The organism is Tistlia sp. (genome assembly GCF_040905785.1).
In the GTDB taxonomy this organism is placed as follows: domain Bacteria; phylum Pseudomonadota; class Alphaproteobacteria; order Kiloniellales; family DSM-21159; genus Tistlia.
Genome location: NZ_JBBDQW010000053.1, coordinates 1 through 12,581 on the forward strand (window position 1 = coordinate 1; position 12,581 = coordinate 12,581).

Annotated in this window: 15 protein-coding genes; 5 read left to right on the forward strand and 10 right to left on the reverse strand. The window is 71.8% G+C overall.

The features are described 5' to 3' along the window. Positions 1–130: 130 nt before the first annotated feature. Positions 131–1,561, forward strand: a complete 1,431-nt coding sequence (gene pyk / locus WD341_RS12345) for a pyruvate kinase (protein ID WP_368425764.1) — start codon at positions 131–133, stop codon at positions 1,559–1,561. 102 nt (positions 1,562–1,663) lie between these two features. Here pyk and WD341_RS12350 read toward each other — a convergent pair whose 3' ends face one another. From WD341_RS12350 to WD341_RS12360, 3 genes are all read right to left on the reverse strand, one after another. Beyond that, on the reverse strand, positions 1,664–1,912 hold the full coding sequence (locus tag WD341_RS12350; protein ID WP_368425765.1) for a hypothetical protein: 249 nt from the start codon (positions 1,910–1,912) through the stop codon (positions 1,664–1,666). A gap of 174 nt (positions 1,913–2,086) precedes the next feature. Further along, positions 2,087–3,007 carry an EamA family transporter RarD gene (gene rarD, locus WD341_RS12355; protein WP_368425766.1) on the reverse strand — a complete coding sequence of 307 codons (921 nt, stop codon included), beginning with the start codon at positions 3,005–3,007 and terminating at the stop codon, positions 2,087–2,089. Between the two features lie 172 nt (positions 3,008–3,179). Next, positions 3,180–3,698: a tetratricopeptide repeat protein gene (locus WD341_RS12360; RefSeq protein WP_368425767.1), complete on the reverse strand. Its 519-nt coding sequence runs from the start codon at positions 3,696–3,698 to the stop codon at positions 3,180–3,182. 147 nt (positions 3,699–3,845) lie between these two features. Between WD341_RS12360 and WD341_RS12365 the strand changes: the two genes are divergently transcribed. Next, a complete protein-coding gene (locus WD341_RS12365; protein WP_368425768.1) occupies positions 3,846–4,943 on the forward strand; it encodes a M14 family metallopeptidase in 1,098 nt (365 codons plus the stop codon). 18 nt (positions 4,944–4,961) lie between these two features. Here WD341_RS12365 and WD341_RS12370 read toward each other — a convergent pair whose 3' ends face one another. From WD341_RS12370 to WD341_RS12400, 7 genes are all read right to left on the reverse strand, one after another. Then, positions 4,962–5,321 (reverse strand): tRNA-binding protein, encoded by a 360-nt coding sequence (locus tag WD341_RS12370; RefSeq protein WP_368425769.1) that lies wholly within the window; start codon positions 5,319–5,321, stop codon positions 4,962–4,964. Between the two features lie 142 nt (positions 5,322–5,463). After that, the gene (locus WD341_RS12375; protein ID WP_368425770.1) at positions 5,464–5,949 is read right to left on the reverse strand and encodes a phasin family protein; all 486 of its coding nucleotides are present in this window, start codon (positions 5,947–5,949) and stop codon (positions 5,464–5,466) included. A gap of 206 nt (positions 5,950–6,155) precedes the next feature. Beyond that, the gene (locus tag WD341_RS12380) at positions 6,156–6,806 is read right to left on the reverse strand and encodes a TetR family transcriptional regulator (RefSeq protein WP_368425771.1); all 651 of its coding nucleotides are present in this window, start codon (positions 6,804–6,806) and stop codon (positions 6,156–6,158) included. Positions 6,807–6,860: 54 nt separating this feature from the next. Beyond that, on the reverse strand, positions 6,861–7,361 hold the full coding sequence (locus WD341_RS12385) for a YbaK/EbsC family protein (protein ID WP_368425772.1): 501 nt from the start codon (positions 7,359–7,361) through the stop codon (positions 6,861–6,863). Further along, on the reverse strand, positions 7,358–8,206 hold the full coding sequence (proC, locus tag WD341_RS12390; RefSeq protein WP_368425773.1) for a pyrroline-5-carboxylate reductase: 849 nt from the start codon (positions 8,204–8,206) through the stop codon (positions 7,358–7,360). The genes WD341_RS12385 and proC overlap by 4 nt, the downstream gene beginning before the upstream one ends. Before the next feature lie 66 nt (positions 8,207–8,272). Further along, on the reverse strand, positions 8,273–8,773 hold the full coding sequence (locus WD341_RS12395; protein WP_368425774.1) for a YbjN domain-containing protein: 501 nt from the start codon (positions 8,771–8,773) through the stop codon (positions 8,273–8,275). A 219-nt stretch (positions 8,774–8,992) separates the two neighbouring features. Next, positions 8,993–9,442, reverse strand: coding sequence for an accessory factor UbiK family protein (locus WD341_RS12400; RefSeq protein ID WP_368425775.1), 450 nt, complete (start codon positions 9,440–9,442; stop codon positions 8,993–8,995). Between the two features lie 191 nt (positions 9,443–9,633). Between WD341_RS12400 and rfaD the strand changes: the two genes are divergently transcribed. From rfaD to WD341_RS12415, 3 genes are read left to right on the forward strand one after another with little or no spacing between them, the layout of a single operon-like run. Further along, on the forward strand, positions 9,634–10,617 hold the full coding sequence (rfaD, locus tag WD341_RS12405) for an ADP-glyceromanno-heptose 6-epimerase (protein ID WP_368425776.1): 984 nt from the start codon (positions 9,634–9,636) through the stop codon (positions 10,615–10,617). A gap of 7 nt (positions 10,618–10,624) precedes the next feature. Further along, the gene (gene lgt, locus WD341_RS12410) at positions 10,625–11,449 is read left to right on the forward strand and encodes a prolipoprotein diacylglyceryl transferase (RefSeq protein ID WP_368425777.1); all 825 of its coding nucleotides are present in this window, start codon (positions 10,625–10,627) and stop codon (positions 11,447–11,449) included. Next, positions 11,446–12,531 carry a class I SAM-dependent methyltransferase gene (locus WD341_RS12415; RefSeq protein WP_368425778.1) on the forward strand — a complete coding sequence of 362 codons (1,086 nt, stop codon included), beginning with the start codon at positions 11,446–11,448 and terminating at the stop codon, positions 12,529–12,531. The genes lgt and WD341_RS12415 overlap by 4 nt, the downstream gene beginning before the upstream one ends. Positions 12,532–12,581 lie beyond the last annotated feature (50 nt).

Genomic DNA, 12,581 nt, shown 5'->3' on the forward strand with positions numbered 1-12,581 from the left:
CGTCGAAGCCCTCGAGCGTAGCTTCGGCTACGCTCTTCGGGCTTCTCCTGGCGGAACGAGCCCGCCAGGAGCGATGCCGACCCCTTCCAGTATGAGAAATCCAGGCTAGAAGATCGGAGGAAGAACCGGCATGCGTCGCCACCGCAACTCCAAGGTCGTCGCCACCCTGGGCCCGGCGAGCAGCGACCGCGAGCAGATCCGCGCGCTGTTCCTGGCCGGCGCCGACGTCTTCCGGTTCAACTTCAGCCACGGCAGCCATGAGGAGCACCGCCAGCGCTTCGACATCGTGCGCTCGATCGAGAAGGAGTTCGCCCGGCCGATCGCGATCCTGCAGGACCTACAGGGGCCGAAGATCCGGGTCGGCAAAATCAAGGACGGTGGGATCACCCTCGAGCGCGGCCAGCGCTTCCGCCTGGAGCTCAAGCCGAAGAAGGCCTCCGACGCGGTCGCGCCGCTGCCGCATCCGGAGATCTTCGCGGCGCTCGCCAGCGGCACGGTGATCCTGCTCGACGACGGCAAGCTGCGCCTGGAAGTGCGGGACTTCGGGGCCGACTGGGCGGAGACGGAGGTCATCGTCGGCGGCCCGCTGAGCGACCGCAAGGGCGTCAACGTGCCCGGCATCACCATGCCGATCTCGCCGCTGACCAAGAAGGATCACGAGGACCTGCAGTTCGGGCTGAAGCTCGGCGTCGACTGGATCGCGCTATCCTTCGTGCAGCGACCCGAGGACATCGCCGAACTCCAGCGCATCGTCAAGCGGCGCGCCGCGGTGATGGCCAAGATCGAAAAGCCGGCCGCCCTGCTGTCCCTGACCCAGATCGTCGACCTCTGCGACGGCATCATGGTGGCGCGCGGCGACCTGGGCGTCGAGCTGGCGCCCGAGGAGGTGCCGGGCCGGCAGAAGGAGATCATCCGCGCCTGCCGGCTCGCCGGCAAGCCGGTCATCGTCGCGACGCAGATGCTGGATTCCATGGTCAACTCGCCGACCCCGACCCGGGCCGAGGCCTCCGACGTGGCGACGGCGATCTACGACGGCGCCGACGCGGTCATGCTGTCGGCGGAATCGGCGGCCGGCCGGTACCCGGTCGAGTCGGTCGCCTTCATGGACCGGATCATCACCCGGACCGAGGCGGATCCGACCTACCGCCCGATCATCGAGGCGCTGCATCCCGAACCCGAGGCGACCGCCCCCGACGCCATCTCCAACGCCGCCGCCCGTGTCGCACAGACGGTCTCGGCGGCGGCGATCGTCACCTACACGACCAGCGGCTCGACCGCGATCCGCGCCGCCCGTGAGCGCCCCGTGGTCTCGATCCTGACGCTGACCGCCAGGCGCCCGACGGCGCGCCGGCTGGCGCTGCTGTGGGGCGCGCACTGCGTGGTCACGCCGGACGTGACGTCCTTTCAGGAAATGGTCGAGAAGGCCTGCACCATCGCGGTGCAGGAGGGCTTCGCCGCGCCCGGCGACAAGCTGGTGATCACCGCCGGCGTGCCTTTCGGCACGCCCGGCGCGACGAACGTGCTGCGCATCGCCTGGATCGAGCGACAGCCCCCATCATAGGTCCAGACGGCGAAGGGCCGCCCCGTCGCCCCTCACTGGGGGAGGCGCGACGGCGGCGGCCCTCACCTTGTGCCTGGCCCGCCGGAGCGGGCCCTCGGGCCGTTACTCCCAGATGGGATCGCCGAGGTCGAGGTCGTCCTTGTCGGTCAGAGCGCCGGCGGCCGCGCCGCCCGCACCGCCGAGGATGGCCCCGGTCAAAGGGCTGCCGCCGGTCAGGGCGCCGGCGGCCGCGCCACCCGCGGCGCCGATGCCGGCACCGCTCAGGCCGCGCTCTCCGGCCGTGTTGCCGCAGGCTGCCAGCGCCAGCAGCGCAAAGCCTGCGAGGGACGTCTTAACGGCGGTCTTGACCATCTCAGGTCTCCTTGTGTCTCTGTTTGGGGTCGACCGGCCCGGGCAATGAGCGCGTGTCACGCGGTGCCTCGCCGGAGCCGTCGCCGGCCCTTCCCCGCTGCGCGGGGGGTGCGTCCCAGGGACGCCTTGCCATTAAACGAAGGCGCGCCGTCAGAGTTCCGAAGAGCAAAGGCCCTAGACCGGCTCCTCGACCGAGCGCGCGAGCAGCCGCCGGTCACGGGCGCGGCGCCAGGCAGAGCCAGTGAAGAGCAGCACCGCGGCCCAGATGCACAGGAAGGTCACCAGGTGCGCGTCGGTGAAGGCCTCGCCGAAGGCCAGCACGGCGAGCAGCAGCTGGACCGTCGGCGCGATGTACTGGAAGAAGCCGACGACGGTGAGGCTGAGGCGTCGCGCGGCGCTGGCGAAGAACACCAGCGGCAGCGCCGTCACCGGGCCCGAGAGCACCAACAGCAAGTCCAGGGTCGCCCCGGCCGAACCCCAGGCGCCGAGCCCGGCGGCGTCGAGGTAGAGCAGGTAGCCGAGGGCGAGCGGCGCCAGCAGCGCGGTCTCCAGCAGCAGGCCGTCGGCGGCGCCGAGGGGCGTCAGCTTGCGCAGCAGGCCGTAGAGGCCGAACGAGCAGGCGAGGACGAGCGAGACCCAGGGGAAGCCGGCCGTCTGCAGCGCAAGATTGGTCACGCCGACGGCGGCCAGCAGCGCCGCCAGCCACTGCCAGCGGCCGAGGCGTTCGCGCAGAAAGGCGACGCCGAGCAGCACGGAAACCAAGGGGTTCATGTAGTAGCCGAGGCTGACCTCGAGCACCCGCCCGGCCTCGATCGCCCAGATGAAGGTGAACCAGTTGACGCTGATCAGCAGGGTCGAGCCGGTCAGCAGCGCCAGGGTGCGCCCCTGGCGCAGGCTGGCGGCGACGCCGCTCCAGCGCCGGGCCACCGTGACCAGAAGCAGCAGCAGGAGCAGCGACCAAACGATGCGCTGTGCCAGGATCTGTTCCGGCGGCACGCCGGCGACGGCCTTGAAGTAGATCGGCGAGAAGCCCCAGAACAGATAGGCCGCCGTTGCGAAGAGACAGCCGGCGAGGGTCTGGCGTTCCTCGGGCAAGGGGCGCTCCTTCGGCAAAGCCGGGCGAAAGGGCTGGGCGAGGCATGCAGCCAGCCGGGATCGCCCTGCTCTATCCGAAACCTGCGCGTCGAGCAGCCCCGTCCCGCAGCATGGCAGGCACCCGCGATCTCGACCGCGCGCGGGACGGCAGCCCGCTAGATCGACTGCTGGATCAGATCGGCTTCTGGCGCGCCAGCAAGGCCGCGAGGTTGCGTCGCACGGAGACCAGGTTGGGATGGATCTCCAGGGCCGCCTGGAAGGAGCCGATCGCGGCGAGGTCGTCGCCCTGGGCCTCCTGGATCAGGCCGCGCCCGGAGAGCGCCCCGAAGTGGCGCGGCTCCAACGCCAGGGTCCTCTCGATGTCGGCCAGCGACGCCGCGTAGTCGCCGACCAGGTAGTGCACCGTGGCCCGCTTGTTCCAGGCCTCGGCGTAGCCAGGGTGCTGGGCCACCAGCAGGTCGTAGACCGCCAGCGCCCTCTTGAAGTCGCGGGCCTCGAGGGCGGCGATGCCGGCCGCCATCAGCGCTTGTGCCTCGGCGTCCTCCGTCTCGATCCAGATCGACCAGATCGCGTTCTGCGGGCGGCTCGCCATGACCGGGTCGGCAGCCCCGCGCAGTTCCCGGAACAGGTCGCCGAGACGGCTGTCGGTCTGGTCGGCCGAAGCGGCCGAGGACAGCAGGCAGAGGGCCAAGAAAAGAGTTGCCAGACAGCGCATGGCACCGAGTATGAAGCCGCGCCGCCGAGGCGCCAAGCCGATGGCGCCCCCGGACCTGCACGATCGAGGCGCGCCCTCCCCCAGGAGCCTTTCCCGAGAGCCTTTCCCAGGAGCCCCTCCCCGATGCAGCCCAGCACCTATTTCTCCGCCAGCTACCGCGAGGCGCGCCGCCACTTCCTTGAGGCCGCCCGCGGCATCGGCGCCGCGCCCCGCGCCGAGATCATCCCCGCGGCGGGACCCGCGGGTGAGGAGCTGGCGACCGACGTCCTGCGCATCGGGCCGGCGCGCGCCGAGCGCGTCCTGGTGACGATCTGCGGGACCCACGGCGTCGAAGGCTACTGCGGCTCGGGCGTGCAGGTCGGCTGGCTCGAGAGCGGCCTCTGGCGCGAGGTCCCCCACGAGGGCCCCGGCGCCATCGCCCAGGTCTTGATCCACGCGATCAACCCCTACGGCTTCGCCTGGAACCGGCGGGTCAACGAGGACAACGTCGACCTCAACCGCAACTTCGTCGACTTCGACTCGCCGCTGCCGCTCAACGCGGGCTACGAGCGGCTCCACGGCGCGCTCTGCCCGAGCGACTGGAGCGAGGAGACGGTCGAGGCGGCGCGGGTCGCCAGCGACCTCTTCGCCGAGGAGCAGGGCGCGCACGGTCTGCAGGCGGCGGTTTCCGGCGGACAGTACCGCCACGCCGACGGCCTGTTCTTCGGCGGCGAGCGACCGGTCTGGTCGCGCGGCACGCTGCTGTCGATCCTCTCCCGCGAGCTCGCCGGCGCGCGCCGGGTCGCCGTGGTCGACTACCACACCGGCCTCGGCCCCTACGGCTACGGCGAACGCATCGCGATCCACCGCCCCGGCTCGGCGGCCGAGCAGCGCGTCGCCGCCTGGTACGACGGCGACGTCACCAACCCGGCGGCCGGCACCTCGACCTCCGCGCCCCTCAGCGGCACCATCAGCGACGGCCTCGAGCGCCACTTCCCGGCGCTCGAGCTGGGCATGATCGCGCTGGAGTACGGCACCGAGCCGGTGCCCGAGGTCCTGGAGTCGCTGCGCGCCGACAACTGGCTGCACAATCACGGCGATCCCGCGACGCCGCTCGGCCGCGAGATCAAGGCGCGCGTGCGCAACGCCTTCTACGGCGACACCGACGGCTGGAAGCAGGCGATCTGGGAGCGCGCCCTGGCGACCCAGCGCCAGGCGGTTGCGGCGCTCGCCGAGGGCTGAGGGGCGACCCCAGGGCCGTCAGAACAGCTTGCCGCCGTTCGGCACCGGCTTGTCGGGGCCGATCATCACCACGCCGCCCTCCTCGTCCGGAAAGCCGAGGACCAGGATCTCGCTGACGAAGGGGCCGATCTGCTTGGGCGGGAAGTTGACCACGGCGGCGACCTGACGACCTGGCAGCTGCTCGAGCGCGTAGTGCTTGGTGATCTGGGCCGAGGTCTTGCGCACGCCGAGCGCCTCGCCGAAGTCGACCCACAGCTTGAACGCCGGGCGGCGCGCCTCGGGAAAGGGCTCGGCCCGCACGATCGTGCCGACGCGGATGTCGACCCGGGCGAAGTCCTCGAAGCCGATCAGGGCGTTCTGGGCGGCTGGCTCGGCCATCTGGTGCTCCCTCGGCGGCTCGCTTGCGCAACAGCGCCGGCCCGAAAGGCGGCGCAGCGCAGGCTAGCCGGACGGCCGCGCGAACGCAAAAGGCCGCCGGCTGACGCCGGCGGCCCTTCGATACGTCAGTCGCGTGAAGGGACTACTTGGTCGCCTTCTGCTGGGCCTTGTTGGCGGCCGTCTGCAGCTCCGAGACCATGCCCTTCACCTCGGTGAGGGACTCGGCGACGCGCTTGTTGATCAGGTCGAGCGCCTCGGTGTTGGACTTGGCGCCCATCTCGGCCAGCTCGCGCGTGTTGGCGATCGCGCGCTCGAAGGCCTCGCGGACCAGGTCGGCCTGCTTGGCCATCCGCTCTTCCGGCGTGCCGGCGGCGGCCAGGTCGCTCATCACCTTGGAGGCTTCCTCCATGGTGGTGCGCAGGATCTCCATCTGGCGCTGCGCCAGCGCCTGCGCGCCTTCGATGGCGATGCGGTTGGCCTGGCTGATCGCCTCCAGGTTCTTGCGCTGGGCCTCCATCAGCGACTGCATGTCGAGGCCGGGGATCTGGAACTGCTCGGACCACTTCTTGAAGTCCGAGAACTGGGTGAAGTCGCCGTCGAGAAAGGGGTTGCCGGTCTTGGTCGCCATGGTGCGTCTCCTTGATGTTTCCGCCGTGCGATCCCGCCTGGCGCGGGGGCCGGCGGCGTGCATTATGTTGCACTGCACAATACGCTTGTTATGGGTGCACGCCTGGGTCGAATCAAGAGAAAAATGGTGCACTGCAACATACACTCCGGCCGGGGGCGGTACGAAGCACCGCCTCGGATCGGGACGATAGCGCCCGGCCCCTCGCTTCAGCCCCCGGGCGCGGCCCCGCCAGGGTCCACGGCCGGTTCGCCGGCCGCCTCGAATCCGCGCCGGCCGCGCCCGCGCTCCAACCGCGCGGCCAACCATTCGACCCGGCGCAGCGACGCATCCAGCGTGGCCATGGTCCTGGACAGGTCGGGGCTGTCGTCGCGCAGGAACACCCGGAAGGTCGCCAGGTAGATCGCGGACAGCCCCTTGACGCGAAAGATGCCGCGGAGGCCGTCGGCGGACAGTCCTGCGGCGGCCAGCATCCAGGCCATGGAGCGCGCGAGCTGCACGAGGCCGCAGAGCGTCGCGCCCGGTGCCCGCGCCTGGGCCCGCAGGATGCTGGCGAGCGCGCGGCGGTGCGGCTGCAGGGCGTCGAAACGGCGCATCAGAACGTCGAACAGGCGGTCGCGCGGACTCGTCTCGGGGCCCGGTGCCGGCTCGGCCAGCACCGCCGCGTCGACGCGACGCGAGAAGGCGTCGAGCAGCGCCTGCTTGGATCCGATCCGTGGGTAGAGCTCGGCGAGGCTCACGCCTGCCGCCTCGGCGATCTCGGCGAGGCCGATGTCGGCCCAGTCCCGCTCCGCGGCGAGGGCCAGGGCGGCGTCGATCGCCGCCTCCTGGGCAGGCGGCTTCTGTTTCCTGGTCGCCATTGAACCTCCTGGTCGCTACCTCAATTGGGGTGCCGACCGCCGGGTTCCAATCGGCTAGGCCTGTCGAATCTCGGCGAAGCGGCCCCCTGCAATGCGCGGCAGGTCGCGCGGGCTGAGCCGGAAGACGGCGTTGGGCGTGCCCGCCGCGGCCCAGATCTCGGCATGGGCCTCGAGGTCGCGGTCGAGCACGACGAGCGGCGGCTCCAGATGGCCGAGCGGCGGCACCCCGCCGATCGCGAAACCCGTGCGCTCGCGCACGAAGGCGGCGTCGGCCCGCCCGATCGCCTCGCCGACCGCCGCCGCGACCTTTGCCTCGTCCACGCGGTTGCTGCCGCTGGCCACGACCAGGACCGGCCGGCCACTGGCCTTGCCCCTGAAGATCAGCGACTTGGCGATCTGGCCGACCGCGCAGCCGACGGCCGCGGCGGCCTCGGCCGAGGTGCGGGTGCTTTCCGGGAACTCGCGGACCTCGAAATCGAGGCCGAGACCGGCGAGTGCCTCCTGGACCCGCCGCGCGCTGGCCTTGAGTCCGCTCTTGCCGGCAGCCTCGCTCACTGCGCCAGCTCCCGGCTGCGCCGGGTCGCCGCCGCGAGGGCCTCGTCGAACAGCGCTTGCAGGCCGCCCTCGGCCATCAGCACCTCGAGCGCCTCCTGGGTCGTTCCGGCCGGGCTGGTGACGTTGCGGCGCAGAACGGCCGCGGCCTCGGGAGAGCGGTGCAGAAGCTCGCCGGAGCCGGCGACGGTGACCCGCGCCAAGCGCTCCGCCAGCTGCTCCGGCAGCCCCGCCTTGACGCCGGCCGCGGCAAGCACCTCGGCCAGCAGGAAGACGTAGGCCGGCCCGCCGCCCGACAGGGCCGTCACGACGTCGATCAGGGCCTCGTCCTCGACCCAATCGACCTCGCCCACCGCCTCCATAAGGCTGGTGCAGAGCGCGCGCTGGGCGGCGTCGACGCGCGGCGCGGCGACCAGCACCGACATGCCCCGTCCGATCGCCGCCGGGGTGTTCGGCATGGCGCGCACGACGGCGGCGGCGGCCCCCAGCCGCTGCTCGAACCAGGCGAGGGGCTTGCCGGCCGCGATCGAGAGATGGACCGTGCTCTCCGCCGGCCAGGACGGCAGGTCGGCCAGCGCCTGCTCCATCATCTGCGGCTTGACCGCCAGCAGCACGACCTGCGGCACCAGGTCGCCCGGCAGGTCGGCGACCGAGCGGTGGTGGCGGGCGCCCTGGCCGATGAAGCCGGCGACCGATTCGATGTTCGGTTCGACCAGATGCACCTGCTCGGCCGGCGTACCGCCCTCCAGCCAGCCCGACAGCAGGGCGCCGCCCATCTTGCCGCAGCCGACCAGCAGCAGCGGTCCCTTGACGGTCGCCTGTTCGGAAGTCGTCTTCGCTTCGCTCATGGACCCCTCCCCGCCCGGCGCAGCGGGCCGGGCAGGAGAGGGTTTAGCAAGCGTGCCGGCGGCGGGCTAGGCCTCGCCGACCGTGTCCATCATGGCCGCGGCGATCGCCTCGCCGACCGGCTGGTTGCCCCAGATCACCATCTGCAGCGCTGGGTAGACCCGGTCGCACTCGAGCAGGGCGGTGTCGACCGTGTCCTCGAGCTGCTCGACGCTGATGCCGCGAGCGCCGCGCAGCGGGATGGTGTGGCGGAACAGCAGGGCGTTCTCGTCGCTCGCGAGGTCGAAGTGGCCGAGCCAGAGCCGCTCGTTGGCCAGGGCGAGCAGCTCGTGGACCGCGGCCCGCTTGGCCGCCGGCACGCGCACGTCGATCTGGCAGGAGATGTACATGGCACCGAGATCGGGCTGCCAGACGCTGCAGATGTGATAGTCGGACCACTGGCCGGCGACCTGCGCGACCAGCTCGGACTCGCTGGAGCGGTCGTGAATCCAGTCGTTGGCACAGACCAGCTCTTCGAGCAGATCGAGGGGATTTTCGGAAAGGACTGCTTCCTGCACGAGCAGTTCCATGCTGGCTGCCTCCCATGCACTGTCGAGGCCCGGGAGCCTCAGGAGCGGAGCGCCGCCTTGTGGCACCATCGATATCTACAGGGACGCAGCGGCGCGCCCACTACATTTAGCGTGCAACACAGTCCGCCCGCGCCGCAACGGCGGATTCCGGGAAAGCCAAATGGTCTGTGGAAACTTCACCGCGCCGTCATGAAGCGCGCGGGACCGAGCCTGCGGGCGTCAGCCCTGGCCGCCGGTTCCGGAGGTACCGGGCTGAGCCTTCGGCCCCGGCTCGTCGGCCGCCCCAGACTTGGCCGCCGCCGACTTGGCCGCCGCCGACTTGGCCGCCGCCGACTTGGCCGCTGCCGCCTTGGCCGCCGGGGTCTTGCGGCTGCGCGCGGCGTTGCCCGGCTTGGCGGCGCCCTTGCGCGCCGTCGCCGCCTTGGCCTTCGGCGCCTTCTCCAGCGCGGCGATCCGCTTGGCCAGCGCCTCGTTCTCCTCGCGCGCCTTGGCGGCCATCGCCTTGACCGCCTCGAACTCCTCGCGGCTGACCAGATCCATGCGCGAGGCGGTGCTTTCGAACATCTGGCGGAAGCGCTGCTCGACCTCCTCGCGCATGCCGCTCGCCACGCCCGCCGCACCGCTCATCATGCGGGCGATGTCATCGAAAAACGGCTTCTGGGTCTGCATTTCCGCCTCCTCGTCCCAAGACGCTGCGCCCCCACGGCGGCAGCGGTATCGCCCGCACCATGTGGGGCCTGTCGCCCTTCCCTTTCAACCGGCGAGGGCCTATAACCCGGCCCTTGCGGCCCGGAAAAGGCTGCCCGGCCAGTCCGGCGCGCCTGCCGGAGCGACATCCCGACGCCCGACGCGAGGCTTGAATGATCCTGGTCACCGGTGGCGCCGGCTTCATCGGCTCCAACCTGGTCGCGGCACTCGATGCGCGGACCGAGCCGGTCGCAGTTTCCGACTGGCTGGGCGAGGGCGACAAGTGGCGCAACCTCGCCAAGCGCGAGCTCGAGGCCCTGATCCGCCCGGAGGCGCTCGACGACTGGCTCGAGGAGCGCGGCGGCGAGCTCGACCTGATCTACCACCTGGGCGCCGTCTCCAGCACCACCGAGACCGACGCCGACCGGCTGGTCGCCAACAACCTGCTGCTGTCGCAGAAGCTCTGGACCTGGTGCGCCGAGAACGGCGTGCCGCTGATCTACGCCTCCTCGGCGGCGACCTACGGCGACGGCGCGCAGGGCTTCGACGACAGCCTGGACCGCGCGTACCTGGCGGGCTTGCGGCCGCTCAACGCCTACGGCTGGTCGAAGCACGCCTTCGACCGCTGGGTCGCGCGCCGAGTCGAGGAGGGCTGGCCGCACCCGCCGCACTGGGCCGGCCTCAAGTTCTTCAACGTCTACGGCCCCAACGAGTACCACAAGGGCGGCCAGGCCTCGGTCGCCTGGCACCTGTTCGGCCAGCTCGCCCGGGGCGAGCCGGCGCGCCTGTTCCGCTCGCACCGGCCGGACTACGCCGACGGCGGCCAGCTGCGCGACTTCGTCCACGTCGAAGACTGCGTCGAGGCGATGCTCTGGCTGGGCGGCCAGCCCGAAGTCTCGGGCCTGTTCAACGTCGGCAGCGGCAAGGCGCGCTCCTTCCTGGACCTGGCGAGCGGCGTCTTCGCGGCGCTGGGACAGGAGCCGCGCGTCGAGTTCGTGCCGACCCCGGAGCCGATCCGCGAGAAGTACCAGTACTTCACCGAAGCGCGCCTGGACCGCCTGCGCGCCGCCGGCTTCCAGCACAACGCCCTGTCGCTGGAGGAGGGCCTGCGCCGCTACGTGCAGGACTTCCTGGCCGGCGAGGACCCCTACAGATGAGTGCCCGATGATCGAGACCGCCCAGGCCGCCCTGACCTTCCCGCAGTTCGACCCGGTCGCCATCGCGATCGGTCCGCTGCAGGTCCGCTGGTACGCGCTGTCCTACATTCTCGGGCTGCTGCTCGCCTGGCGCTACTGCCGCTGGCTGACGACGCGCTCGCCGGCGGCGATCGCTCGGGAGGCCTTCGACGACTTCCTGTTCTGGGCGATCATCGGCGTCGTGATCGGCGGGCGCCTCGGCTACGTGTTGTTCTATGCGCCGCATTACTTCGCCGAGCATCCGCTGGAGGCGCTGATGGTCTGGAAGGGCGGCATGGCCTTCCACGGCGGACTGCTCGGCGTCGCCGCCGCTGCCTTCCTGTTCTGCCGCAACCGCCGGCTGCCCTTCTTCGGGATCATGGACATCGTCGCCTGCGCCGCGCCGATCGGCCTGTTCCTGGGCCGCATCGCCAACTTCATCAACGGCGAGCTCTGGGGCCGGACCTCCGACCTGCCCTGGGCCATGGTCTTCCCAGCGGCCGGCCCCGAGCCGCGCCACCCGAGCCAGCTCTACCAGGCCGGCCTGGAGGGCCTGCTGCTGTTCCTGGTGCTGTTCCTGGCGATGCGCCAGGGCGGCCTGCAGCGCTATGGCCTGCTGTCGGGCGTCTTCCTGATCGGCTACGCGGTGGCGCGCTCGCTCGGCGAGGTCTTCCGCCAGTTCGACACCGACGTCGGGCTGATCCTCGGCCTGACCCAGGGCCAGCTCTACTCCGTGCCGATGCTGCTGCTCGGTATCTACCTGGTGGCCACGGCGCAGCGGGCCGGGCCGCGGGCTGGCTCGAAGGACGCATGAGCGGCGCGCTGCGGGACCTGCTCGCCGCGCGCATCCGCGCCGAGGGCCCGCTCGGCCTCGCCGAGTACATGGCCGCCGCCCTCGGCCACCCGCGCCACGGCTACTACGCGACCCGCGACCCGCTGGCCCGCGACTTCACGACGGCGCCCGAGATCAGCCAGATGTTCGGCGAGCTGATCGGCCTGTGGCTGGTCGAGCGCTGGCAGGCGCTCCGCAGTCCGCCGCGCGTCCGACTGGTCGAGCTGGGACCCGGCCGCGGCACCCTGATGGCCGACGCCCTGCGCGCCGCGCGCCTGGTTCCGGCCTTCCTGGAGGCGGTCGAGCTGGACCTGGTCGAGACCAGCCCGGTGCTGCGCGCGCGCCAGGAGGCGGCGCTTGCCGCCCTCGCCGGGCCGCCACCGCAGTGGCACGACCGCCTCGAGCAGGTGCCCGAGGGGCCGCTGCTGCTGGTCGCCAACGAGTTCTTCGACGCCCTGCCGATTCGCCAGTTCCAGCGTACGCCACGCGGCTGGGCCGAGCGCCGGATCGGCCTTGCGCCCGACGGGCGCCTGGCCTGGGGCCTCGGCCCCGACCTGCCGGCAGGCGCCCTGCCCGGCCTGCCGCCGGCAGAGCTCGGCGAGGTCGTCGAGCTCTGCCCCGCCGGCGAGCGCCTCGCCGCCGAGATCGGCGGCCGCATCTCCGAGCAGGGCGGCGCGGCCCTGATCCTCGACTACGGCTACACCGCCTCGCAGCCGGGCGACACCCTGCAGGCCCTGCGCGAAGGCGCGCCCGCCGACCCCCTGGAGGCGCCGGGTGAGGCGGACGTGACCGCCCACGTCGACTTCGCGGCCCTGGGCCGTGCCGCGACGGCCGCGGGCGCGCGCTGCCACGGTCCGGTCGGGCAGGGCGCCTTCCTGGAGGCGCTGGGCATCGGCGCCCGGGCGGCACGGCTGCAGCAGGGGGCAGGCGAGGCGCAGCACCGGGCGATCGCCGAGGCCCTGGCGCGGCTGACCGGGCCGGAACAGATGGGCCGGCTGTTCAAGGCACTGGCCCTGACCGCGCCCGAGGCGCCGGCGCCGGCCGGCTTCCCTGCTCCGGGCTGAGCGGGCGGGGGAAAGGAACCAAACACCTGGCCCGAGGGTCTTTCTGTTGC

Excerpts from the sequence above, each read along its gene's own strand:
- pyk (WP_368425764.1), top strand. The coding sequence starts at position 131 with ATGCGTCGCCACCGCAACTCCAAGGTCGTCGCCACCCTGGGCCCGGCG.
- WD341_RS12350 (WP_368425765.1), bottom strand. The coding sequence starts at position 1,912 with ATGGTCAAGACCGCCGTTAAGACGTCCCTCGCAGGCTTTGCGCTGCTG.
- WD341_RS12365 (WP_368425768.1), top strand. The coding sequence starts at position 3,846 with ATGCAGCCCAGCACCTATTTCTCCGCCAGCTACCGCGAGGCGCGCCGC.
- WD341_RS12370 (WP_368425769.1), bottom strand. The coding sequence starts at position 5,321 with ATGGCCGAGCCAGCCGCCCAGAACGCCCTGATCGGCTTCGAGGACTTC.
- WD341_RS12375 (WP_368425770.1), bottom strand. The coding sequence starts at position 5,949 with ATGGCGACCAAGACCGGCAACCCCTTTCTCGACGGCGACTTCACCCAG.
- WD341_RS12380 (WP_368425771.1), bottom strand. The coding sequence starts at position 6,806 with ATGGCGACCAGGAAACAGAAGCCGCCTGCCCAGGAGGCGGCGATCGAC.
- proC (WP_368425773.1), bottom strand. The coding sequence starts at position 8,206 with ATGAGCGAAGCGAAGACGACTTCCGAACAGGCGACCGTCAAGGGACCG.
- WD341_RS12395 (WP_368425774.1), bottom strand. The coding sequence starts at position 8,773 with ATGGAACTGCTCGTGCAGGAAGCAGTCCTTTCCGAAAATCCCCTCGAT.
- WD341_RS12400 (WP_368425775.1), bottom strand. The coding sequence starts at position 9,442 with ATGCAGACCCAGAAGCCGTTTTTCGATGACATCGCCCGCATGATGAGC.
- rfaD (WP_368425776.1), top strand. The coding sequence starts at position 9,634 with ATGATCCTGGTCACCGGTGGCGCCGGCTTCATCGGCTCCAACCTGGTC.
- lgt (WP_368425777.1), top strand. The coding sequence starts at position 10,625 with ATGATCGAGACCGCCCAGGCCGCCCTGACCTTCCCGCAGTTCGACCCG.
- WD341_RS12415 (WP_368425778.1), top strand. The coding sequence starts at position 11,446 with ATGAGCGGCGCGCTGCGGGACCTGCTCGCCGCGCGCATCCGCGCCGAG.